This is a genomic window from Actinomycetospora sp. 2LY8.5, from assembly GCF_057180585.1.
In genome coordinates, this window is record NZ_JBXUHE010000015.1 from 13032 (window position 1) to 35676 (window position 22645).

Consider the following 22645-nt stretch of genomic DNA (forward strand, 5'->3'; position numbering starts at 1 on the left):
GGCGGGACCGTCCCGGGGCGGGCGCTAGGCTGGACCACTGCGCGCCGGCACCCCGGCGCCAGCCCGTGCCCGTCCCGCGTCCCGGCGGCCGCCACCCGAGCGCCCGCGCCGCCCGCGGCGGGCCCGCCCGGTGAGGAGCTCCGTTGTCCCGTGGGACGTCCCCCGCGCACGCCGGTCCCGGCGGACCCGGTGGTGCCGCCGACCGCCTGCGCCCGGCCGTCGTCGAGGTCGTGGAGGCCGCCGGCTTCGTGCTCGACGACCTCGAGGTGCGCCCGGCCGGTCGCCGGCAGGTCGTGCGCGTCGTGGTGGACACCGCCGAGGTGCCCGGCCCGCACGACCCGCCGGCCCCGGGCCCGGACCTCGACGCCGTCGCCGGTGTGAGCCGGGAGCTCTCGAAGGTCCTCGACGCGATGGACGAGGCGGCCGAGAACAGCAGCACCGACACCCCCGAGGGCGAGTACACGCTCGAGGTCACCACACCGGGCACCGACCGGCCGCTGACCCGCCCGCACCACTGGCGGCGGGCGTGGCTGCGCCGCGCGGCGATCACGCGGACCGACGGCGGCACGCTCAGCGCGCGCGTCGGTCCGGTGGAGGGGGCCGACGGGGACAGTGGCGACGAGGGCGCGACGGTGACCCTGGCGGAGGGCACGCCGCGCGGACCGGTGCTGCACCGCGTCCCGCTGGCCGACGTGAAGCAGGCCGTGGTGGAGGTCGAGTTCAAGCCGGCGCCGCCCTCGGAGGTCGAGGCCCTCGTGGCCGCCGCCGTGGGGGAGAACGGACAGGAGGATCGGTCGTGAAGGTCGACATCGCCGCGTTGCGCGCCATCGAGCGGGACAAGGAGATCCCGTTCGAGACCGTGCTCTCCGCGATCGAGACCGCGCTGCTCACCGCCTACAAGCAGAACGGCGGCGAGAACCCTCGCGCCCGCGTCGAGGTCGATCGCAAGAGTGGCGCCGTGGCCGTGCTGGTCCCGGAGACCGGGGAGGACGGCGAGGTCGTCGGGGAGTACGACGACACGCCCGAGGGTTTCGGGCGTATCGCCGCCGCGACGGCGCGCCAGGTCGTGGTGCAGCGGCTGCGCGACGCGGAGCACGAGCGCACGTACGGCGAGTTCTCGGCCAAGGAGGGCGAGGTCGTCGCCGGCGTCGTCCAGCGCGACGCGCGGGCCAACGCCCGCGGCGTCGTCGTGGTCGAGATCGGGTCGATCGAGGGTGTGCTGCCGGCCGCGGAGCAGGCGCCGGGAGAGCGGTACGAGCACGGCGCCCGCATCCGCTGCTACGTGGTGGGGGTCAACCGCGGCCCGCGCGGCGTCCAGGTGACGCTCTCGCGGACCCACCCGAACCTCGTGCGGCGGCTGTTCGCCTTCGAGGTCCCCGAGATCGCCGCCGGCCACGTCGAGATCGTCTCGGTGGCCCGGGAGGCCGGGCACCGCACCAAGATCGCGGTGCGGTCGAAGGTCGAGGGCCTCGGCGCGAAGGGCGCCTGCATCGGTCCGATGGGCGCCCGTGTGCGCGGCGTGATGAGCGAGCTCAACGGTGAGAAGATCGACATCATCGACTGGGCCGACGACCCCGCCGAGTACGTCGGCAACGCGCTCTCACCGTCGAAGGTCGTCTCGGTGACCGTCGTCGACCCGAAGGCGCGCACCGCCCGCGTCGTGGTGCCGGACTTCCAGCTCTCGCTCGCCATCGGCAAGGAGGGCCAGAACGCCCGGCTCGCCGCACGACTGACCGGTTGGCGGATCGACATCCGCTCGGACGCCGAGGCGACCCCGGCCGACGAGGAGGAGCCCGGGATCGGGGTCTCCGGTGGCGGGGTCGAACGGCCCTCGAGTGGCGCGGTAGAGTGACCGGTGGCCCGAACCCGCGAGCCCGGTCGTGGGGTGGCTCCGGATCGTGACCGTCTCGGCAGCGTCGACGGCGTCCACGGCCCGGTGCGCACCTGCATCGGCTGCCGTTCGCGGGCCTCGGCGTCGGAACTCCTGCGAGTGGTGGCCGCGGACGGGGTCGTCGATCCCGATCCACGACATCGGCTGCCCGGTCGCGGTGCGTGGCTGCACCCCGATCGGGACTGCCTGAATCGCGCGGAGCGCCGGTCGGCGTTCCCCCGGGCGCTGCGCGTCCCGGGGCCGCTCGACACCGGAGCCCTGCGCGCGCTGCTCGATCCGGACTCCGGCCCCGGGCCAGAGACACGCGACGACCGTCGCGTGAGTACGAGGAAGCAGGTCGACCCCCATGAGCCAGCCGTGAAGCCCTCCCGATGAAGGCGCAGGCGTAGACACGAGGTCGCGGGCCACCCGCTGACCTCGAGAATGAGGAGATCAGTGCCAGGTAAGGCCCGGGTGCACGAGCTCGCGAAGGAGCTCGGCGTCACCAGCAAGCAGGTACTCACGCAGTTGGAGTCCCTCGGCGAGTTCGTCAAGTCGGCGTCCTCGACGGTGGAGGCTCCCGTCGCGCGCAAGCTGCGCGACTCCATGGCCGGCGGCAACGGCGGCGGCTCCGGCCGCGGCCGGCGTCCGGGCGCCACGCCCGGCCCGCGCCCCGGCGGCGCACCCAAGCCGGGTCCCTCCGGCTCGTCCGGCGGTGCCCCGCGTCCCGGCGCGACCCCCGGCCCACGCCCCGGCGCCGCGCCCTCGGGCGGCGGCGACGGCTCGGCGGGCTCGTCCGGCTCGTCCGGCTCGTCCGGTGGCGGCGCCCCGCGTCCCGGTCCGCGCCCCGGCGCGCGTCCCGGCCAGGACCAGTCCGCGCCCTCCGCGCCCGCCGCGGCCTCTGGGGCCTCTGGCTCGTCGGCGCCGTCCGCGCCGACCGAGCGCCCCGCCCCGCAGGGCCAGCGTCCCGGCGGTGGTGGCAGCGGCGACCGTCCGCGTCCGGGCGGCGACCGCCCCCGTCCGGGCGGCATCCCCCGCCCCGGCGGTGATCGTCCGGCCGGCGGCGACCAGCGCCAGGGCGGCCAGAGCGACCGTCAGGGCGGTGGTCAGGGCGGTGGTCAGGGCGGTGGCGCCCCGCGCCCCGGTCCGCAGCAGCGTCCGGCGGCGGCCGCGTCCGACTCCCAGGGCGGCGACACGTCGACCGTCCCGCCGCGTCCCGCGGCGCCGAAGCCCGGCCCGAAGTCGCCGCGCGTCGGCAACAACCCGTTCGGCGTCGGTTCCGGCGCTCCGCCGCGCCCGCAGCGGCCGCAGCAGCCCGGCCAGGGCGGCCAGGGCGGTCCGCGTCCGCCGCGTGACGGCGAGTCCGGTGGGGCCCCCACCCCGCGCCCACCGCGTGACGGCGAGCGTCCGGCCGCCGCGGGCGGCGGCGAGCGTCCGCCGCGTCCCGGTGGCGCCGGTTCGGCGGGGCCGGGCAACATGCCTCCGCGTCCGAACCCCGGCATGATGCCGTCCCGCCCGGCCGGTCCGCCCGGTCGCGGTGGTCCCGGCGGGCCCGGTGGCGGTCGTGGTGGCCCCGGTGGCGGTCGTGGTGGCCCCGGCGGGGGTCGTGGTGGTCCCGGTGGCGGTGGTCGTCCCGGGGGTCCCCCCGGTGGTGGCGGCGCACCCGCGGGCGGTGGCTTCCGCGGTGGCGGCGGTCGTCCCGGTGGTCCGGGTGGCCGCGGTCGCGGCGGCGGTGCCGCGGGTGCCTTCGGGCGGCCCGGTGGTCCCGCGCGCCGTGGTCGCAAGTCGAAGCGGCAGAAGCGCCAGGAGTTCGACAACATGCAGGCGCCGTCGGTCGGCGGCGTCCGCCTGCCGAAGGGCAAGGGCGAGACCGTCCGGCTGCCCCGCGGCGCCTCGCTGACCGACTTCGCGGAGAAGATCGACGCGAACCCGGCCTCGCTCGTGCAGGTGCTGTTCCACCTCGGTGAGATGGTCACGGCCACCCAGTCGGTGTCCGACGACGTCCTCGAGCTGCTCGGCGGCGAGATGAACTACAACGTGCAGGTCGTGTCCCCCGAGGAGGAGGACCGCGAGCTGCTCGAGTCGTTCTCGATCAGCTACGGCTCCGACGAGGGCGACGAGGACGACCTCGCGGCCCGCCCGCCGGTCGTCACGATCATGGGTCACGTCGACCACGGCAAGACACGCCTGCTGGACACCATCCGCAAGACGAAGGTGGCCGAGGGCGAGGCCGGTGGCATCACCCAGCACATCGGCGCCTACCAGGTCGAGACCGAGCTGGAGGGCGAGGAGCGCCGGATCACCTTCATCGACACCCCGGGTCACGAGGCGTTCACCGCCATGCGTGCCCGTGGCGCGAAGTCCACGGACATCGCGGTGATCGTCGTCGCGGCCGACGACGGCGTCATGCCGCAGACGGTGGAGGCGATCAACCACGCCCAGGCGGCCGACGTGCCGATCGTGGTCGCGGTGAACAAGATCGACAAGGAGGGCGCGAACCCTCAGAAGATCCGCCAGCAGCTCACCGAGTACGGCCTGGTCGCCGAGGAGTACGGCGGCGAGACGATGTTCGTCGACATCTCCGCGCGGCAGAACATCAACATCGAGGCGCTGCTGGAGGCGATCCTGCTGACCGCGGACGCCTCCCTGGACCTGCGGGCCAACCCCGACATGGAGGCCCAGGGCGTCGCGATCGAGGCGCACCTCGACCGCGGCCGTGGCCCGGTGGCCACCGTGCTCGTCCAGCGCGGCACGCTGCGCGTCGGCGACTCCGTCGTCGCGGGCGACGCGTCGGGCCGTGTGCGACGGATGCTCGACGAGTTCGGCGAGGACGTGCAGGAGGCCCTGCCGTCGCGCCCGGTGCAGGTCATCGGCTTCACGTCGGTGCCCGGCGCGGGCGACACCTTCCTCGTCGTCGACGAGGACCGGGTGGCCCGTCAGATCGCCGACCGGCGTCGTGCCCGCGAGCGCAACGCCGAGCTGGCGTCGCGTCGCAAGCGCGTGTCCCTCGAGGACCTCGACGCGGCGCTGAAGGAGACCAACGAGCTCAACCTGATCATCAAGGGCGACAACTCGGGTACCGTCGAGGCACTCGAGGACGCGCTCACGAAGATCGACGTGGGCGACGAGGTCCAGCTGCGGATCCTCCACCGCGGGGTCGGTGCGATCACCGAGGGCGACATCAACCTCGCGATCGCGTCGAACGTCATCGTCATGGGCTTCAACGTCCGTGCCGAGGGCAAGGCCACCGAGCTGGCCTCCCGCGAGGGCATCGACATCCGCTACTACTCGGTGATCTACCAGGCGATCGACGAGATCGAGCAGGCCCTCAAGGGCATGCTCAAGCCGATCTACGAGGAGGTCGAGCTCGGCACCGCGGAGGTGCGCGAGGTCTTCCGCTCCTCGCGCGTCGGCACCATCGCCGGCTGCCTGGTCACCGACGGGATCATCCGGCGCAACGGCAAGGCGCGCCTGGTCCGCGACGGTGCGGTCGTCGCCGAGAACCTCACGATCAACTCGCTGAAGAGGTTCAAGGACGACGCCACCGAGGTCCGCGACGGCTACGAGTGCGGTCTGACGCTCGGGTCGTTCAACGACATCAAGGTCGACGACAAGATCATGACCTACGAGATGCGGGAGAAGCCCCGCGAGTGAGTCGTGACGCCCCGGGGACGGATGGTCCGGCCGTCCCCGGGGCCCATCGGCCACCGGACCGTTGATGCTGCATGTACGTCGGTGCGCTCGAGCTGGACCTCCTGCTCGGCGACGTCGGATCGATCAAGCACAAGCGCTCGGTGGTTCGTCCCGTCGTGGCGGAGCTCAAGCGCAAGTACGCCGTCTCGGTCGCCGAGGCCGGCCATCTCGACCTGCACCGCCGCGCCCTGGTCGGGGTCGCGGCGGTCGCGGCCGACCCGGAGCACGTCACCGACGTGCTCGACCACTGCGAGCGCCTGGTGGCCGCCCACCCCGAGTTCCAGGTGCTCTCCGCGCGGACCCGCTGGTTGGGTCCGCACGACGACTAGATCCCCTTCGAAGCAGGAGGAACCGCGCCATGGCCGACGCGCCACGGGCCCGCAGGCTCGCCAAGCGGATCTCCCAGATCGTCGCCTCGACGCTGGAGCACGAGGTCAAGGACCCGCGCCTGGCGATGGTGACGATCACCGACACCCGCGTCACCGCCGACCTCCGCGAGGCGACGGTCTACTACACCGTCTACGGCGACGAGGCCGAGCAGTCCGGCTCGGCAGCCGCCCTGGCCAGCGCGCGGGGCGTGCTCCGCACGGCCGTGGGCCGCCAGACCGGGGTGCGGTTCACGCCCTCGCTCCAGTTCGTCCCGGACGCGGTGCCCGAGGACGCCAAGCGCCTCGACGAGGTGCTCGAGGGCGCCCGCGCGGCTGACGCCGAGGTCGCGACGCTGGCCGTCGGGGCCGCCTACGCCGGCGAGGCAGATCCGTACCGCAAGCCGCGGGAGGACGACGGTGATCTCGAGGCCGAGCTCGACGACGTGCCGGTCGGGGACGAGGGCGACGATCCTCGTGGCGACACCGATCACAGCGCGCGGTCGACGGGCTGACGGCGACTCCGTACCGTGACGGCGGCACGTCGACCTCCCCGGGCGGCGGCCGTGACGAGGGGAGCGCACCCGCGATGGTGGCGGCCGAGGAGAGCCGGAGCGGCGCTGCGGCCCGGGTGAGCCGGCCGATCACCCTCGACGAGGCGGTGGGCGTGCTCACGGGCGCCCGCCAGGTGGTGCTGCTCGCCCACGTCAACCCGGACGCCGACGCGCTCGGCAGCGCGCTCGCCCTCGGGCTGGCGCTGCACCGGCGCGGCGCCCACGTCCAGGTGTCGTTCGGGGCGCCCGAGCGCCCGGCGGAGTCGTTGCGCGACCTCGACGTCGCGGGCCTCGTCGTACCCCACCACCGCGTCGTGCACGTCCCCGATCTGCTCGTCGTGCTCGACACCGGCAGCGTCGACCGTCTCGGCCCGCTCGCCGACCGCGCCGAGACCGCCGGCACGACGCTGGTGATCGACCACCACGTCTCGAACTCCGGGTTCGGGACCTTCTACTACGTCGACCCGCGCGCCGAGGCCACGGCGGTCATGGTGCTGCGCCTGCTCGACGCGATGGGCGCGCCCGTCGACCTCCCCACCGCGCGCTGCCTCTACGCCGGGCTCGTCACCGACACCCGCAACTTCCGCGCGGCCTCCCCGGACACCCACGCGATGGCCGCGCGCCTGCTCGTCGCCGGCGTCGACGCCGAGGCCGTCACCCGCCCGCTGCTCGACACCCACCCGTTCTCGTGGCTGGCCATGCTCTCGGCGGTGCTCGCCACCGCGCGCCTGGAGGTCGACGAGGCCCGCGGCCTGGGGCTCGTGCACGCCCGGGTCACCCGTGACCACATCGACGTCGGACGCCAGGAGGAGATCGAGAGCGTCATCGACGTCCTGCGCACGACCGCGGAGGCCGAGGTGGCCGTCGTGCTCAAGCAGGTCGGCGACCGGCGGTGGACCGCCAACATGCGCTCGAAGGGCCGCCTCGACGTCGCCGCGGCGGCCTCGGCCCTCGGCGGCGGGGGGCACCGCCACGCCTCGGGCTTCACGGTCGACGGCGACGCCCCGGACATCCTCGACCGCGTCCGCCGCGCTCTGGCCGACGCGCCCCTCCTGGGGTGACCGAATGTCAGCGGCGTGGCGCTGCAGACGTTGAGTGTCCGTAATGCCACGCGCTCGATTTCTGCGCTCGCGTGCCGACGCCCGCCCTGACGACGATCCCGGGGCGCGCCGGGTCCTCGGGCTGGCGTCGTCGGCGCTCGTCGTCCTCGTCGCCGAGCCGCTCTACCTGCTCGTCGACACCGCCGTCGTCGGGCACATCGACGGGGCGGCGAGCGCAGCGACAGGAAATCACGCGGCCGTGCCCCTGGCGGGTCTCGCGGTCGGCGGGGTGGTACTCGCGCAGATCGCGAGCCTGGGCACGTTCCTCGCCTACGGAACCACCGCGCGGGCCGCCCGCCACCACGGCGCGGGCGACCGGGCCGCCGCCGTGCGCGAGGGCGTCGCCGCGACGTGGATCGCGCTGGGCGTCGGCGCGGTCGTCATCGCGGTGCTGTGGACCCTCGCGCCCTGGCTCGGGAATGCGCTCGGCGGCGGGGGAGCGGTCGCCGACGCCGCCACCGGGTGGCTGCGGATCGCCGTGTGGGGCGCGCCGGGCATCCTCGTCGCGCTCGCCGGACACGGGTGGATGCGCGGCGTGCAGGACACGCGGCGCCCGATCATCGTGGTGCTCGCCGGCAACGGGCTCTCGGCGATCCTGTGCCCGCTCCTGGTCTACGGCATCGGCCCCATCCCGGAGCTCGGCCTGGAGGGCTCGGCGTGGGCGAACGTCGGCGCGCAGGCCGTGGTGGGGCTGCTGTTCGTCGGCGCGCTCGTGCGTGAACGCGTACCGCTGCGACCCGTTCCCGCCGACATGCGCGCTCAGTTCGGGCTCGGCCGCGACCTGCTCCTGCGCAGCGCCGCGTTCCAGGCCTGCTTCCTGTCCGCGACGGCGGTGGCGGCCCGCTTCGGTGCCGAGTCGGTGGCTGCGCACCAGATCGTCCTGCAGCTCTGGACGTTCATGGTCACCGTCCTGGACGCGCTGGCGATCGCCGCGCAGTCGCTGGTCGGGGCCGCGCTCGGGGCCGCGTCGGTCGGGACCGCGCGGCGGGTCAGCGGACGGGTGACCCGCTACGGCCTCGTCCTGGGCTGCGTCGCCGGGATCGTGTTCGCGGCGACCGCCGGGGTGCTCCCCGGGGTCTTCACGCCCGACCCCGGCGTGCGCGACGTCGTCCCGCAGGCGTGGTGGTTCTTCGTCGCGTTGCAGCCGATCGCGGCCTACGTCTTCGCGCTCGACGGGGTGCTGCTCGGCGCCGGCGACGCCGCCTACCTGCGCCGGATCACCGTCGGCTCGGCACTCGGCGCGTTCCTGCCGACGATCTGGCTCTCGCTGGTCCTCGGGTGGGGCCTGGTCGGGATCTGGGCGGGGCTCGCGCTGTTCGTCGCCGCGCGCGCCGTCGCCGTCGGGCTGCGCGTGCGGGGCGACGCGTGGGCGGTCACGGGGACGACCTGAGGAATCTCGGGGGTCCGTGGGGAGAAACCTGGAGGACACCTGCCGGCGTGCTTGCCAGGGTCGTCCCCGTGACCAGCATGGAGCCGTGGGTGGCGGTCCTGGTGTTCCGGTCCGCCGGTGACGTCCCGGAGCACGAGACCCTGTATCGCGAGGACCCCGCGGTCGTCAGCGCCGCCGACGAGGCCGGCGCCCGCGACGCCGCTCTCCGCCGCTTCGAGCCGCTGATGGCGAGTACGCCGTGGTAGAGCGTCCGCAACTGTGGGAGCTGCGCGTCGCCGTCGTCGCGACCACGGCGCAGGCCGACGAGCTGATGGACCGCCTCGCGCACGTGCTCGAGCCCGACGACTCCGGGGTGCCGTGGTCGCTGGCCCAGATCCCGGGCCGACTCCTCGACGACGACCACCGCGCGGTCCACGCGTCGCTGCTCGAGCAGGCGGAGACCGAGTCCCGTCCCTGATCTCCCGGGTGCGGAGGTGCGCCGACGCGGGCGGCGTGTTCGGCATGATCATCGAGCTCCTCGGCCGGCGGAACGTGCCGTCGGGAGGTTCGCGGAGGTGGGGCACGTGGACGAACACCTCCCGGCGTGGGCGAGCGAGCCGGTCCGGCTGGCACCCCACGATCCCGCGTGGGCGCTCCGGGCGCGGGACTACGCGGCCGAGGTCGCCGACCTGTTCGCCGGCCACCTCACGAGCGAGGTGCTCCACGTCGGCTCGACCGCCGTCCCCGGCCTGCCCGCGAAGCCGATCATCGACCTGCAGGCGAGAGCGGCCGACCCGGACGCCGCGGTCACCGCGGTGGACACGGGGCCGTGGAGACCCGTACCCCGCGAGCTCGACCGGCGACCCTGGCGCCGGCTCCTCGTGCGGGTGGACGCGACCGCCCGACACCGGCTCGCCCACCTCCACCTCATGCCGCCGGACCAGGACCGCTGGGACGCCCAGCTGCGCTTCCGCGACCGGCTCCGGGCGGACGCGGACCTGCGCGCCGAGTACACCGCGCTCAAGGAGCGGTCGGCGGGCGAGCACCCCGACGACCGCGAGGCGTACACGGACGCCAAGGCGGCGTTCGTGCGCCGGGTCGTCGGGGAGGCCTGACCGTCGGGGGTGAGTGCTTCCCTCTCTGCTGCGCGGGGACACGGCGAGCCGGGCGGAGCGGGGCGTCCGACGTCGCGGCCGGCCGGGGACTCGGCGCCCCGCGCCAGCGTGTTCAGGCACGCCGTCCAGAGCACGACGCCGGCGATGGCGAGCAGGTGGACCGGGCGCCAGCTCGGGCGCTCGGCGACCCAGCGCAGGGTCAGCTCGGCCGACTCGAGGGGGGTTTGCCGTGCACGGCGGTCGGCAGCACGAGGGTGGCGACGGCGAGCACCAGGCCGGCGGGGATCCAGCGTTCGGTCGGCGTCGACATGACACCGAGCGTGGTCACGGGCGAAGGGTCGGACATCCGGGACGCCCCCGGCCTTCCGTGAGGGCGCCGGCGCCCGCTACGTCACGAGGCTCACGCGCTCAGCTCGCGCCGACCGGACGACGCAGGTCCGCGGCGGGGAACGGGGGGAGCTCGTCGGCGCGCAGCGAGGCGCGCCCGGCCACGCGCCAGGCCCTCGCCACGAGATCCGCGTCCTCCTCGGTGACGAGGTTGCCCATCACGCGCAGGGCGACGGTCATGAGGGCCCGCGAGCGCATGCCCACCGGACCGGCGATCGGCAGCAGGCGCGGCATGGTCAGCAGCGTGGCGAGGCGCCGGGCGATCGAGAACGCCGAGCCGTAGTGCCGGCGCAGGGTCGCGGGCCAGGCCAGGGAGAGGTCCCCGGTGACGCCCTCGGTGTCGAGCAGGCCCGCGACGGTCCGGCCGCTCTCCAGGCCGTAGTCGATGCCCTCGCCGTTGAGCGGGTTCACGAGCCCGGCGGCGTCGCCGACGAGCGCCCAGTTGCGCCCGGCGACCCCCGACACCGCGCCGCCCATGGGCAGCAGCGCCGACGCGACGTCGCGCACCTCGCCGTCGAGCTGCCAGTCCTCGCGGCGCTGGTCGGCGTAGTGGGCGATCAGCGACCGGAGGCGCACGTTCGCGGGCCGTGATTCGGTGGCCAGGGTCCCGACGCCGATGTTCACGTGCCCGTCGTGCAGCGGGAACACCCAGCCGTAGCCGGACAGCACCTCGTTCTCGGTGCCGCGCAGCTCGAGGTGCGACGAGATCCACTCGTCGGCGTGGCGTCCGGAGCGGACGTAGCCGCGGGCGGCGACACCGTAGGCGGTCTCGCGGTGCCACTCGCGCCCCAGCACCCGGCCGAGCGTCGAGCGGGCGCCGTCGGCGACCACGAGGCGCCGGCACCCGATGGTCGTGCTCGCCCCGTCGGCGGTGGTGAACACGACCCCGGACACCCCGTCCCCGCCGACTCTGCCGTCGCGCTCGACGTCCACCGCGCGCGCGCCCTCCACCGGATGCGCACCCTTCTCCAGCGCGACCGTGCGGATGCGCGCGTCGAGCTCGGTCCGCGCGACCGCCCCGCCGTGCGCGGGCAGCGACCCGCCGGGCCAGGGGAGCTCCAGCAGCTGGCCGAAGCCGGCGGCCCGCAGGCCCCGGTTGGTGCCGCGACCGCGCACCCACTCGCCGAGCCCGAGGTGCTCGAGCTCCGCGATCGCCCGCGGGGTCAGGCCGTCGCCGCAGGCCTTGTCGCGGGGGAAGACGGCGGCGTCGGCGAGGACGACGTCGTGGCCGGCGTCGGCGGCCCACGCCGCGGCGGCGGAACCGGCGGGGCCGGCGCCCACGACGAGGACGTCGGTGCGCGTCGGGATGCTCACGCTCTCCAGCATGCCTGCCGGGACCGTGAACAGCCGGATGGTGGGGCAGGCATCATGGTGCGCCGTGTCCGGACGTGGTCGCGGTGGGAGTGGACGCGGGGGCCGTGCTCCTCGCGAACGGCGTGAGCCCCCGCCGCCGGGGCTGCTGGTGGTCGACAAGCCCGCGGGATGGACCTCGCACGACGTCGTCGGACGCGCCCGGCGGTTGATGGGCACCCGTAAGGTCGGGCACGCGGGCACGCTCGACCCGATGGCGACCGGCGTGCTCGTGCTGGGCGTCGAGCGGGCGACCAAGCTCCTCGGGCACCTCTCCCTCGATACCAAGAGCTACCTCGCCACCATCCGGCTCGGCCTCGCGACCGGCACCGACGACGCCGAGGGCGAGCCCCTCGGCGAGCCGGTCGACACCGCCGGGGTCACCGAGCAGGCGCTCGCGGACGGCGTCGCGGCGCTCACCGGCGAGATCGCCCAGGTCCCCAGCAGCGTCTCGGCGATCAAGGTCGACGGGCGCCGCGCGTACGAGCGCGCCCGGGCCGGCGAGGACGTCGCGCTCGAGGCGCGCCCCGTGACGGTGGGCCGCTTCGACGTCCTCGCCATGCGCCGCGAGGGCCCGTTCCGCGACCTCGACGTCCTCGTCGACTGTTCCTCGGGCACCTACGTGCGCGCCCTGGCCCGCGACCTCGGCGCCGGGCTCGGCGTCGGCGGCCACCTCACCGCCCTGCGCCGCACCCGCGTCGGGCCGTTCACGCTCGCGCAGGCCCGGACGCTCGACGTCCTGGCGGCCGAGGAGGAGGAGCAGGGCCGCGCGTCGCTGTCCCTCGACCTGGACGCCGCCGTCGCCACGGCCTTCCCCCGCCGCGACGCCGACGCCGACGAGGCCGCAGGCCTCGCGCACGGCCGTCCCTTGCCGGCCGGGGGCAGCGCCGGGACGGTCGGGGTGTTCGGCCCGGACGGCCACGTCGTCGGGCTCGTCGCCGACGATCGCGGCGCCGCGCGCCCCGTGCTCGTCCTCGCGCCGGCATGAGCGCCGGCACGAGCGCCGGCATGAGCACCGGCACGAGCACCGGCACGAACCCCGCCTGATCACCCCCACCGACACGGCGTGCCCGTGGGTACCGGCCGTACGCTCCCGGCCGTGCAAACCTGGCGGGGACTCGACGGCGTGCCGTCGGGCTGGGGTCGGTGCGTCGTCACGATCGGCGTGTTCGACGGCGTGCACCGCGGCCACCAGCAGCTCATCGCCCGGGCCGTCGCCCACGGGCGCGAGCTCGGCCTGCCCACCGTGCTGATCACCTTCGACCCGCACCCCGCGTCGGTCCTGCGCCCGGGGACGTACCCCGCCCGGCTGACGTCGCTGACCCGCCGCGCCGAGCTGGTCGCCGAGCTCGGGGTCGACGCCTTCTGGGTGCTGCCGTTCACGACCGACCTCGCGCGGGTCGCGCCCGACGAGTTCGTGCACGAGCTGCTCGTGGACCGGCTGCACGCGGCGATGGTCGTCGTGGGGCGGAACTTCACGTTCGGCTACAAGGCGGCGGGCGACGTCGCGGAGCTCGAGCGCCTCGGCCAGCGCTTCGGCTTCGCCGCCGAGGGTGTGGATCTCGTCACCGAGCCCCTCGGCGCCGCGCCCGGGGGCTCCGCCACCGCGGGCTCCGCCACCGTGGGCTCCACCGTCACGTTCTCCTCGACCTACATCCGCGCGAGCGTCGCCGCCGGCGACGTCCGGGCGGCCGCGGAGGCCCTGGGCCGGCCGCACCGCCTCGAGGGCGTCGTCGTCCGCGGCGACCAGCGCGGCCGCGAGCTGGGCTACCCGACGGCCAACGTCGACTGCGGCGAGCACGCGGCGATCCCGGCCGACGGGGTGTACGCATGCTGGTTCCACCACCGGGGCGAGGTCCGGCCGGCGGCCACGTCGGTGGGCACCAACCCGACGTTCGAGGGGCGCCGGCGCACCGTGGAGGCCTTCGTCCTCGACCACGAGGAGGACCTCTACGGCGCGCGCGTCGGCGTCGACTTCGTCGAGCGCCTGCGCGGCATGGACCGGTTCGACTCCCTCGACGACCTCATCGCCGCGATGGCGAACGACGTGGCCCGCACGCGAGACGTCCTCGGGATCTGAGGCGGGGTACCTGAGGCATCTGACCGGAACAGCCACCGGCGCCGCGCCCCGGCTGCCACGATCGCCGCGGAGGAGGGGCCGGAGGGCGAGGTGGTGGCGGGTGGACCGATCGGGTGCGGCGGGGCAGGGTCCGGCGGCGTCGGATCCGGCGGGCACGGTGCGGCGCAACCGCGAGCTGCAGCGCCGGTTCTACGGCGAGCCGCTGGGCGACCGGCTGCGCCGGCTCCTCGGTGCCCTGGACGTCTCCCAGGCGGCGCTGGCCACCGCGCTCGGCACCAGCTCACCGATGCTCTCGCAGCTCATGAGCGGGCGGCGGGTGAAGATCGGGACACCGGCGGTGCTGGGCCGGCTGGTGCTGCTCGAGCAGGCCGTGGCCTGGAACACCTCCACCGATCCCGACCGGGTGGAGCGCCTGCTCGCCGACGTCCGGGCCGCCGAGCCTCGCGCGCCGACGAGCGCCTCGGGTTCGTACGACCTGCTCCGGACGGTCGCGGGGCCCGACGAGCTGGCGCGCGCGGCCGATACCCTCGACGGCGGTTTCCCCTCGCTGGCGGGCCTGCTGAGACAGGCGGCCCGCAGCAATCAGGATCAGGGGAGCCCGCCGATGGGGGAGCTGCCGCGCTGGAGGCCGGACGCTGCGGCGAGCGGCGACGTGCCCGACCCGGGCCGCTGACCGGACGAGACGGCTCGTCGGTACACTGGGAGTTGTTACGCCTGGCTGCGGTCCGTGGTGGCCGGGCGGCGGGTGGTCGGGGCCGCACGGCTCGATCCCCGCGAGTGCGTCGTCCGCGATCAGCGACTCCTCGTCACGGTGAGGACGTCGGACCGGGACGCCGTCCATGCTCACGGCACCGACTCTCGTCAGACAGGAGCACCACCCCCGTGGCACTGACCACCGAGCAGAAGAAGGCGACCCTCACCGAGTACGGGGTCCACGAGACGGACACCGGGTCGCCCGAGGCGCAGGTCGCGCTGCTCACGCAGCGCATCGTGCGGCTCACCGAGCACCTCAAGATGCACAAGCACGACCACCATTCCCGCCGGGGACTGCTGCTGCTGGTGGGGCGTCGTCGTCGCCTGCTGAAGTACGTCGCCTCCGTCGACGTGGCCCGCTACCGCTCGCTCATCGAGCGGCTGGGGCTGCGTCGCTGAGAAGGCACGTCTGAACCCCGCGCACGCCCCGCGCCGGCCGGTCACGACCCCGGTCGGCGCGTTGGCGTGCGCATCACGAGAATCCGGCTCCGCCGTCACCGTCCACCAACCCGGGACACCGGTGCGTCGGCCGGTCCTCGGTAGTGGCCCCCGGATGTTCGCCCGAAGAACGTGGGCACCGTGGGCTTCGATCGAAGACCGCTCGTCGCCGGCCGCGTCGCGGGGGAAGCCCTGGACGGCTCGCGGCAGGGGCCCTGCAGAGGAGAACCCCACATGACCGAGAACACCGTCACGTCCAGTGATGGGGGCGTCCACGAGACCACCGCGGTCCTGGACAACGGTGCCTTCGGCACCCGCACCGTCCGCTTCGAGACGGGCCGGCTGGCCCGCCAGGCGGCCGGGGCCGTCGTCGCCTATCTGGACGACGACACGATGCTGCTCTCCGCGACGACCGCGTCGAAGCGGCCGAAGGACAACTTCGACTTCTTCCCGCTGACGGTCGACGTCGAGGAGCGCATGTACGCCGCGGGCCGGATTCCCGGCTCGTTCTTCCGGCGCGAGGGCCGCCCGTCGACCGACGCGATCCTCACCTGCCGGCTCATCGACCGGCCCCTGCGCCCGACCTTCACCGGCGGCCTGCGCAACGAGGTCCAGGTCGTCATCACGGTCCAGAGCCTGGACCCGAAGGACCCCTACGACGTCCTCGCCATCAACGCGGCCTCGGCGTCCACCCAGATCTCCGGCCTGCCCTTCGACGGCCCGATCGGCGCCACGCGCGTGGCTCTCATCGACGGCCAGTGGGTCGCCTTCCCGACCTGGGAGCAGCTCGAGAGCGCCGTGTTCGACATGGTCATCGCCGGCTCGGTGACCTCCGACGGCTCCGACGTCGCGATCGCCATGGTCGAGGCCGAGGCCACCGACCACGCGTGGAAGCTCATCGGCGATGGCGCGCAGGCGCCGACCGAGGAGATCGTCGCCGCGGGCATGGAGGCGGCCAAGCCGTTCATCCGCACCCTCTGCGAGGCGCAGAAGGAGCTCTACACCGCGACCGGTGTGTCGACGAAGGACTACCCGACCTTCCCGGCGTACCAGGACGACGTGTACGCCGCGGTCGAGTCGGCGGTCGGCACCGATCTCGACGACACCTTCACGATCAGCGGTAAGCAGGACCGCGACACCGCCCAGGACGCGATCAAGGACCGCCTGGTCTCCGAGCTCGCCGACAAGTTCGAGGGCCGCGAGAAGGAGATCGGCGAGGCGTTCCGCTCGCTGACCAAGAAGACGGTCCGCCGGCGCATCCTGCGCGACGGCTTCCGCATCGACGGCCGCGGCACCACGGACATCCGTCCGCTGGCCGCCGAGGTCGAGGTGATCCCGCGGGCCCACGGCTCGGCGCTGTTCGAGCGGGGCGAGACCCAGATCCTCGGCGTCACCACGCTGAACATGCTGCGTATGGAGCAGTCGATCGACTCCCTCACGCCGGAGACGACGAAGCGCTACATGCACCACTACAACTTCCCGCCGTTCTCCACCGGTGAGACCGGCCGCGTCGGCTCGCCGAAGCGCCGCGAGATCGGCCACGGTGCGCTCGCCGAGCGGGCGCTCGTGCCGGTGCTGCCGACGCGCGAGGAGTTCCCCTACGCGATCCGCCAGGTCTCCGAGGCGCTGGGCTCCAACGGCTCGACGTCGATGGGCTCGGTGTGCGCGTCGACGATGTCGCTGCTCAACGCCGGTGTGCCGCTGAAGGCCCCGGTCGCCGGCATCGCCATGGGCCTGGTCTCGGGCGAGGTCGACGGCGAGCAGAAGTTCGTCGCGCTCACCGACATCCTCGGCGCCGAGGACGCGTTCGGTGACATGGACTTCAAGGTCGCCGGCACGAAGGACTTCGTGACCGCCCTGCAGCTCGACACGAAGCTGGAGGGCATCCCGTCCGAGGTGCTCGGCCGGGCGCTCACCCAGGCCCGCGGCGCCCGCCTCGCGATCCTCGACGTCATGGCCGAGGCCATCGACGCGCCCGACGAGATGAGCGAGTTCGCGCCGCGCATCACCACGGTGAAGGTGCCCGTCGACAAGATCGGGGAGGTCATCGGCCCGAAGGGCAAGATGATCAACTCGATCACGGAGGAGACCGGCGCCGACATCTCCATCGAGGACGACGGCACGATCTACGTCGGTGCCGCCGACGGGCCGAGCGCCCAGGCCGCGATCGACAAGATCAATGCCATCGCCAACCCGCAGCTGCCGAAGATCGGCGAGCGCTTCCTGGGCACGGTCGTCAAGACCGCCGCCTTCGGCGCCTTCGTCTCGCTGCTGCCGGGCCGCGACGGCCTCGTCCACATCTCGAAGCTGGGCGGCGGCAAGCGCATCGGCAAGGTCGAGGACGTGGTCAACGTCGGCGACAAGCTGCGCGTCGAGATCACCGACATCGACAACCGCGGCAAGATCAGCCTCATCCCGGTCAAGGAGGAGGACGCCGCGGCGAACGGCACCGACTCCGACGCTCCGGCCGACGGGGCCGAGTCCGCCCCCGCCGGATCGTCCGGGGCCGCCCCGACCGGCTCCGCCGCCACCACCGGCGCGGTCACCGGCGCCATCGGGGCCTCGTCCGCGGAGTGACGGGAGACGTCAGGAGGAGCACGCCGACAGGGCAGCGGAGCTCGACGGCGAACGCCGCCCCGCGCAGTTCCACGACGGAGTTCGCCGTCGAGCACCCGGCCCCCGGCGTGGCACGCACCGTGCTGCCCGGGGGCCTGCGGGTGGTCACCGAGCACGTCGCCGGCGCGCGGTCGGCGTCGGTCGGGCTCTGGGTCGAGGTCGGCTCGCGCGACGAGCCGGCCCTCGGCGCCGGCACGCACGGCGCGGCGCACTACCTCGAGCACCTGCTGTTCAAGGGCACGCGGCGGCGCTCGGCGCGGGCGATCGCGGAGGAGATCGACGCCGTCGGCGGCGACCTCAACGCCTTCACCGGCAAGGAGCACACCTGCTTCTACGCGCACGTGCTCGACCGCGACATGCCGCTCGCGGTCGACGTCCTCGGCGACGTGGTGCTCGACGCCGTCATGGCCACCGCGGACGTCGAGCTCGAGCGCGACGTCGTGCTCTCCGAGATCGCCGGCCGCGACGAGGACCCCGAGGACCTGCTGGCCGACGACTTCGACGCGCTGCTCTTCGGCGGGCACCCGCTCGGCCTGCCGGTGATCGGCACCGAGGAGTCGGTGACGGGCATGACCCGCGACCGGCTCGCCGACTTCCACGCCCGTCACTACGTCCCCGCGCGCTCGGTGCTCGCTGTCGCCGGCAACGTGGCGCACGCCGAGGTGCTCGCCGCGGTGGCGGACGTCTACGGGTCGCGCCTGGACGGTGCCGCCGAGCCGTGGCACCGAGGCGCCTCCGAGGAACCGGGGACGCCGGCGGCCCGCCTCACGGTGCGTGACGAGGACACCGAGCAGGCGCACCTCATGCTCGGCGTGCCCTCGCTGCGCCGCGCCGACGAACGCTGGCCTGCGCTGCAGGTGCTGTCCACCGTGCTCGGCGGCGGCATGAGCTCGCGGCTGTTCCAGCAGGTCCGCGAGCAGCGCGGGCTCGCGTACTCCGTCTACTCGTCGACCACGGGCTACGCCGACGCGGGCGTGCTCGCGGTCTACGTCGGCTGCGCGCCCGAGCGTCTGGGGGCCGCGGCGACGGTGGTGCGCGACGAGATCGCCGACCTCGCCGCGCACGGCATCACCGACGCCGAGCTCTCCCGCGCCCGCGGGCAGCTGCGCGGCGAGCTGGTCCTGGGCCTCGAGGAGACCTCGGCGCGCATGACCCGCCTCGGGCGCCGCGAGCTCGACCACGGCGGGCTCGACCGGGCCACCGACCTGGCGACCACGCTGGACCGCATCGACGCCGTCGGTGCGAGCGACGTGGCGTCGCTGGCGTCGTCGCTGCTCACCGGGCCCCGCGCGGCCGCCGTCGTCGGTCCCTACGGTGACGTCGACGAGCTGCCCGACGAGGTGCGGGAGATGGTGCAGTGAGTGTGAAGGTCGGCGTGCTGGGCGCCCGCGGGCGCATGGGCTCCGAGGCGTGCGCCGCGGTCGAGGGCGCCGAGGACCTCGAGCTGGTCGCGCGCGTGGATGTCCGCGGCACCCAGCAATCAGGGGAGCCTGCCGAGAGGGGAGCTGACGCCGAGGTGACCGACGACCGTGAGGCGCTGCGCGCCGCCGACGTGGTCGTCGACTTCACCCACCCGTCCGCGCTGGCCGACAACCTGCGCTGGTGCGTCGACGCCGGGCTCCACGTGGTCGTGGGGACGAGCGGCGTCGGCCAGGAGCTCCTCGACGAGGTGCGCGGGCGCCTGCAGCCCAGGCAGGGCGTGCTCGTCGTGCCCAACTTCGGCATCGGCGCCGTGCTGATGATGCGGTTCGCGGCGCAGGCGGCCCGGTTCTTCGACTCGGTCGAGGTCGTCGAGCTGCATCACCCGCGCAAGGCCGACGCCCCCTCGGGCACGGCGACGCGCACCGCCCAGATGATCGCCGCCGCCCGCGCCGAGGCGGGCCTGGGCCCCGGGCCCGACGCGACGACCCACGACCCCGACGGGGCCCGCGGCGCCCGCGTCGACGGGATCCCGGTGCACGCGGTGCGCATGGCGGGCCTCGTCGCCCACCAGGAGGTCCTGCTGGGCACCGAGGGCGAGACGTTCACGATCCGCCACGACTCGCTGCACCGGAGCTCCTTCATGCCGGGCGTGCTGCTGGCGTGCCGGACGGTGGCCGACCACCCCGGGCTTACCGTCGGCCTCGACGCCCTCCTCGACCTCGACTAGCCCGCCCGGCGCACGGGGTGTGCCAGCGATGCGGCATCGCTGGCATCTGACGCCAGGATCGCCACATCCTCGGTGACACGACACGCCGCGCGCCGAGGGGCCGGCGCGAGCGGCTCTTTCGCGGCCCGACGCGCCGGTCGATCATGCGCAGCGTGCCGGTCGGGACGGGACCGGCGCCGCGTCAGGACAGCAGCGGCAGGTCCAGGTCGTCGAGCGACGGTTCGGGCCGGAACTCGAGGTCCAGGTCCCCGGCGACGCGAATCTCGCGCAGCGGCCGCCCGCCGGCGTCGAGGGTGCGGACGGTGCCGTCGGGATCCCAGCCCGCGCGTTCGTAGAACCGCCGCGACGCGGTGTCCCGCTCGGGCACCCAGGCGATCGCCCGGGTGGCGCCGGCGGCACGCAACGACGCCGCCGCCTCCACCAACAGGCGCCCCCCGTGCCCGCGCCGGCCCCACCGCGGCTCGACGAGCAGCGCCGCGACGGCCGCCACCGAGGCCGCGTCGTCCGGGACGGCGCCCGCGGCGTCCGCGAGGTCGTCGGCCGACGCCGGCCCGGCCGCGCAGAAGCCGACCAGCGCGTCGCCCTCGGTCGCGACCCACACCGCGCCCGCCGCGATCGGCCCCGCCCAGCCCTGCGCCACGGCCGCGGAGCCGAACCCCTCGACCGCCCCGGGCGGGAGCAGGTCGGCGTAGGCCGAGGTCCACACCGTGCGCTGGACGTGCGCGACGGCGTCGGCGTCGTCGGCGGTGGCGAGGCGGACGGAGGCGAGCGCCATGCTGGAGAGCGTAGAGACCACGATCACCGCACCTCGCAGCCCCGAGCGGGGTACGGGACATCCGGACATCGGCGACACCCGCAGGAGGACGCATGAGCGCGACCGACGAGATGCTGGCGGCGAACAAGAGCTTCGCGGCCGGGTTCGACAAGTCCGGACTGCCCGGGCCGCCCTCGCGCGGGGTGGCCGTCGTGGCCTGCATGGACGCCCGCCTCGACGTCTACCGCGTCCTGGGCCTCGTCCAGGGCGAGGCGCACGTCATCCGCAACGCCGGCGGGGTCGTCACCGACGACGTCCTGCGCTCGCTCGCGGTGAGCCAGCGCAAGCTGCAGACCCGCGAGGTCGTGCTGCTCCACCACACCAAGTGCGGCATGGCGACGTTCACCGACGACGACTTCGTCGCCGAGCTCGAGGCCGAGACCGGCCAGAAGCCCACCTGGGCGCCCGGCACGTTCCCCGACACCGAGCAGGACGTCCGCGACTCCGTCGCGGCGGTGCGCGCCAGCCCGTTCCTGCTGCACACCGACGCCGTACGGGGCTTCGTCTACGACGTCGACAGCGGAGCGCTCACCGAGGTCGCATGACCCTCGACATCACCGCGGAACTCGACGTCCCGCACCGCCCGGACCTCGCGCCGATCGACCGCCAGCTCGACGCGCTCGCGCCGGTCGCCGCCCGCTTCCTCGTGCCCGACAACGCGACGGGACGGACGGCGGTCGCCGGGCTCGTGGTCGCGGGCGAGGTCCGCCGGCAGGGCCACGAGGCGGTCGCCGTGCTCAACGCGCGCGACCGCAACACCCTCGGCCTGCGCCGCGACCTGCTCGGCCTGCTCGCCCTCGGCGTGCACGAGGTCCTGGTGCTGCGCGGTGACCGCCCCGAGCACGACGTCGAGGACGGCCCGCTGACCGTCGGTGCGATGCTCCGCGAGGCCCGTGCTCTGGCCGAGGATCACGGGGAGACGCTCCGCGTCGGGGTCGTCGCCGCTCCCGGCCGCGACCTCCCCCGTTGGAAGCGGGACGCCGACGTCGTGTGGCTCGCGCCGACCTTCTCGGTGCCGGCGGTCACCGCCTGGCGCGAGCGCCACGCCGACCTGACGCTGCCCGTGCGCGCCGGCGTCCTCGTCCCGACCGGGCCGCGGATGGCCCGGGGTCTGGTCGACGGAGCGGAGGGCATGGACCTCGACCTCCCCGACGGGCTCACCGGCGCGCTCGAGCACGACGACACCGCCGGCGTCGACGCGGCCTGCGAGCACGCCCTCGCGCTGCGCGACGCGGGCGTCGACGGCATCCACCTCGTCGCGCTCAGCCGCTACCGCGCGGTCGCCGAGCGGCTCGCCGGGCTCGCCTGAGCGGCCGCCACGAGCAGGTCGGCGTCGGTGCGCAGGCCGTCGGCGAGTACGCCGACGTCGGGGACGAGGCCCGGGTCGACGCACACGCCGAAGGACAGCACGTCGACCATGGACGCGGCGGGAGTGCGCGGACCCGGCACCTCGGACACGCTGACGGTGAACGCGCGGGCGGTGGCGCGCAGCCGGTCGCAGGCTCACCGGGACGCGCACGCGCAGGTCGATGACCGTGCCCGCGTGGTGGTCGACCTACCGGCGCAGGCCGCCCGCGAGCACGGCCAGGAACGCGTCGTTGACCGTCGTCCCGGCCGATCGCGCGGCGGCGTGCAGGGCCGCGAGGTCCGTGTCGACGAACGCGACGTCGCGGCGGGTCGAGATCGCGCCGTCGAACGGGGAGCGCCCCGGCCCGACCGTGAACTCCCGGGAGATCACGCCCATGAGGTGGGCGCGCCGACGCTCGTGGTCCTCCCGCCGCACGGTCGGCGCGGGGTCGGCAGGCGCCTCGTCGTAGAGCACGGTGTGCGACAGGCGCGTCATCGTCGCCCCGTCGGCGAGCGCGTGGTGCACCCTCCAGAGCAGGGCCGTGCCGCCGCCGGCCAGCGGCGCGACGTCGATCGCCCACAGCGGCCGGGAGCGGTCGAGGTGCCGGGCGAACCGCTCGGCCACCAGGGCGCGGGGAGAGGAAC

25 protein-coding genes are annotated in these 22645 nt (G+C 74.7%); 20 read left to right on the forward strand and 5 right to left on the reverse strand.

All coding sequences use genetic code 11. The annotated features are described in order from the left end of the window. Nucleotides 1-143 precede the first annotated feature (143 nt). The 11 genes from rimP to AC2A1K_RS17695 all read left to right on the forward strand — a co-directional run bounded on the left by rimP (nucleotide 144) and on the right by AC2A1K_RS17695 (nucleotide 10066). On the forward strand, nucleotides 144-800 hold the full coding sequence (rimP, locus tag AC2A1K_RS17645; protein ID WP_483897610.1) for a ribosome maturation factor RimP: 657 nt from the start codon (nucleotides 144-146) through the stop codon (nucleotides 798-800). Continuing rightward, a complete protein-coding gene (gene nusA / locus AC2A1K_RS17650; protein ID WP_483897611.1) occupies nucleotides 797-1852 on the forward strand; it encodes a transcription termination factor NusA in 1056 nt (351 codons plus the stop codon). Before rimP ends, nusA begins: the two co-directional genes overlap by 4 nt. 141 nt (nucleotides 1853-1993) lie before the next feature. Further along, nucleotides 1994-2266 carry a YlxR family protein gene (locus AC2A1K_RS17655; protein ID WP_483897703.1) on the forward strand — a complete coding sequence of 91 codons (273 nt, stop codon included), beginning with the start codon at nucleotides 1994-1996 and terminating at the stop codon, nucleotides 2264-2266. Between the two features lie 60 nt (nucleotides 2267-2326). Then, nucleotides 2327-5524 (forward strand): translation initiation factor IF-2, encoded by a 3198-nt coding sequence (gene infB, locus AC2A1K_RS17660; RefSeq protein WP_483897612.1) that lies wholly within the window; start codon nucleotides 2327-2329, stop codon nucleotides 5522-5524. A gap of 71 nt (nucleotides 5525-5595) precedes the next feature. After that, complete coding sequence (locus tag AC2A1K_RS17665; RefSeq protein ID WP_483897613.1) at nucleotides 5596-5892, forward strand: DUF503 domain-containing protein; 297 nt, start codon at nucleotides 5596-5598, stop codon at nucleotides 5890-5892. A 29-nt stretch (nucleotides 5893-5921) separates the two neighbouring features. Beyond that, a complete protein-coding gene (gene rbfA, locus AC2A1K_RS17670; protein WP_483897614.1) occupies nucleotides 5922-6443 on the forward strand; it encodes a 30S ribosome-binding factor RbfA in 522 nt (173 codons plus the stop codon). A 74-nt stretch (nucleotides 6444-6517) separates the two neighbouring features. After that, nucleotides 6518-7543: a DHH family phosphoesterase gene (locus AC2A1K_RS17675; RefSeq protein WP_483897615.1), complete on the forward strand. Its 1026-nt coding sequence runs from the start codon at nucleotides 6518-6520 to the stop codon at nucleotides 7541-7543. A 43-nt stretch (nucleotides 7544-7586) separates the two neighbouring features. Beyond that, nucleotides 7587-8972: an MATE family efflux transporter gene (locus tag AC2A1K_RS17680; RefSeq protein ID WP_483897616.1), complete on the forward strand. Its 1386-nt coding sequence runs from the start codon at nucleotides 7587-7589 to the stop codon at nucleotides 8970-8972. A 68-nt stretch (nucleotides 8973-9040) separates the two neighbouring features. Further along, nucleotides 9041-9217: a hypothetical protein gene (locus AC2A1K_RS17685; protein ID WP_483897617.1), complete on the forward strand. Its 177-nt coding sequence runs from the start codon at nucleotides 9041-9043 to the stop codon at nucleotides 9215-9217. Next, nucleotides 9211-9429 carry a hypothetical protein gene (locus tag AC2A1K_RS17690; RefSeq protein WP_483897618.1) on the forward strand — a complete coding sequence of 73 codons (219 nt, stop codon included), beginning with the start codon at nucleotides 9211-9213 and terminating at the stop codon, nucleotides 9427-9429. Before AC2A1K_RS17685 ends, AC2A1K_RS17690 begins: the two co-directional genes overlap by 7 nt. 106 nt (nucleotides 9430-9535) lie before the next feature. Next, a complete protein-coding gene (locus tag AC2A1K_RS17695) occupies nucleotides 9536-10066 on the forward strand; it encodes a GrpB family protein (RefSeq protein WP_483897619.1) in 531 nt (176 codons plus the stop codon). A 199-nt stretch (nucleotides 10067-10265) separates the two neighbouring features. Here the strand turns inward: AC2A1K_RS17695 and AC2A1K_RS17700 are convergent, their stop codons facing one another. Both AC2A1K_RS17700 and AC2A1K_RS17705 read right to left on the reverse strand, forming a co-directional pair. Then, nucleotides 10266-10394 carry a hypothetical protein gene (locus AC2A1K_RS17700; protein WP_483897620.1) on the reverse strand — a complete coding sequence of 43 codons (129 nt, stop codon included), beginning with the start codon at nucleotides 10392-10394 and terminating at the stop codon, nucleotides 10266-10268. Nucleotides 10395-10474: 80 nt separating this feature from the next. After that, nucleotides 10475-11767 (reverse strand): geranylgeranyl reductase family protein, encoded by a 1293-nt coding sequence (locus AC2A1K_RS17705; protein WP_483897621.1) that lies wholly within the window; start codon nucleotides 11765-11767, stop codon nucleotides 10475-10477. 37 nt (nucleotides 11768-11804) lie between these two features. On the opposite strand from AC2A1K_RS17705, the gene truB reads away from it, so the two are divergent. The 7 genes from truB to dapB all read left to right on the forward strand — a co-directional run bounded on the left by truB (nucleotide 11805) and on the right by dapB (nucleotide 19839). After that, entirely contained in the window at nucleotides 11805-12791 is a 987-nt protein-coding gene (gene truB / locus AC2A1K_RS17710; RefSeq protein ID WP_483897704.1) for a tRNA pseudouridine(55) synthase TruB, read from the forward strand. A 111-nt stretch (nucleotides 12792-12902) separates the two neighbouring features. Beyond that, complete coding sequence (locus AC2A1K_RS17715; RefSeq protein ID WP_483897622.1) at nucleotides 12903-13883, forward strand: bifunctional riboflavin kinase/FAD synthetase; 981 nt, start codon at nucleotides 12903-12905, stop codon at nucleotides 13881-13883. A 100-nt stretch (nucleotides 13884-13983) separates the two neighbouring features. Continuing rightward, the gene (locus AC2A1K_RS17720; RefSeq protein WP_483897623.1) at nucleotides 13984-14556 is read left to right on the forward strand and encodes a helix-turn-helix domain-containing protein; all 573 of its coding nucleotides are present in this window, start codon (nucleotides 13984-13986) and stop codon (nucleotides 14554-14556) included. A gap of 209 nt (nucleotides 14557-14765) precedes the next feature. After that, entirely contained in the window at nucleotides 14766-15035 is a 270-nt protein-coding gene (gene rpsO / locus AC2A1K_RS17725; protein ID WP_133824989.1) for a 30S ribosomal protein S15, read from the forward strand. Between the two features lie 273 nt (nucleotides 15036-15308). After that, nucleotides 15309-17651 (forward strand): polyribonucleotide nucleotidyltransferase, encoded by a 2343-nt coding sequence (locus tag AC2A1K_RS17730; RefSeq protein WP_483897705.1) that lies wholly within the window; start codon nucleotides 15309-15311, stop codon nucleotides 17649-17651. A 107-nt stretch (nucleotides 17652-17758) separates the two neighbouring features. Continuing rightward, entirely contained in the window at nucleotides 17759-19051 is a 1293-nt protein-coding gene (locus AC2A1K_RS17735) for a M16 family metallopeptidase (protein WP_483897624.1), read from the forward strand. Beyond that, nucleotides 19048-19839, forward strand: a complete 792-nt coding sequence (gene dapB, locus AC2A1K_RS17740; protein ID WP_483897625.1) for a 4-hydroxy-tetrahydrodipicolinate reductase — start codon at nucleotides 19048-19050, stop codon at nucleotides 19837-19839. Before AC2A1K_RS17735 ends, dapB begins: the two co-directional genes overlap by 4 nt. Before the next feature lie 181 nt (nucleotides 19840-20020). Here the strand turns inward: dapB and AC2A1K_RS17745 are convergent, their stop codons facing one another. After that, nucleotides 20021-20614, reverse strand: a complete 594-nt coding sequence (locus tag AC2A1K_RS17745; RefSeq protein ID WP_483897626.1) for a GNAT family N-acetyltransferase — start codon at nucleotides 20612-20614, stop codon at nucleotides 20021-20023. Nucleotides 20615-20706: 92 nt separating this feature from the next. Between AC2A1K_RS17745 and AC2A1K_RS17750 the strand changes: the two genes are divergently transcribed. Then, nucleotides 20707-21198, forward strand: coding sequence for a beta-class carbonic anhydrase (locus AC2A1K_RS17750; protein ID WP_483897627.1), 492 nt, complete (start codon nucleotides 20707-20709; stop codon nucleotides 21196-21198). After that, nucleotides 21195-21962, forward strand: a complete 768-nt coding sequence (locus AC2A1K_RS17755) for a hypothetical protein (RefSeq protein ID WP_483897628.1) — start codon at nucleotides 21195-21197, stop codon at nucleotides 21960-21962. The genes AC2A1K_RS17750 and AC2A1K_RS17755 overlap by 4 nt, the downstream gene beginning before the upstream one ends. On the opposite strand, the gene AC2A1K_RS17760 is transcribed toward AC2A1K_RS17755, so the two are convergent. Both AC2A1K_RS17760 and AC2A1K_RS17765 read right to left on the reverse strand, forming a co-directional pair. Next, a complete protein-coding gene (locus AC2A1K_RS17760) occupies nucleotides 21923-22111 on the reverse strand; it encodes a hypothetical protein (RefSeq protein ID WP_483897629.1) in 189 nt (62 codons plus the stop codon). The two genes, AC2A1K_RS17755 and AC2A1K_RS17760, sit on opposite strands and share 40 nt — an antisense overlap. 97 nt (nucleotides 22112-22208) lie before the next feature. Continuing rightward, complete coding sequence (locus tag AC2A1K_RS17765) at nucleotides 22209-22625, reverse strand: wax ester/triacylglycerol synthase domain-containing protein (RefSeq protein ID WP_483897630.1); 417 nt, start codon at nucleotides 22623-22625, stop codon at nucleotides 22209-22211. Nucleotides 22626-22645: the final 20 nt, after the last annotated feature.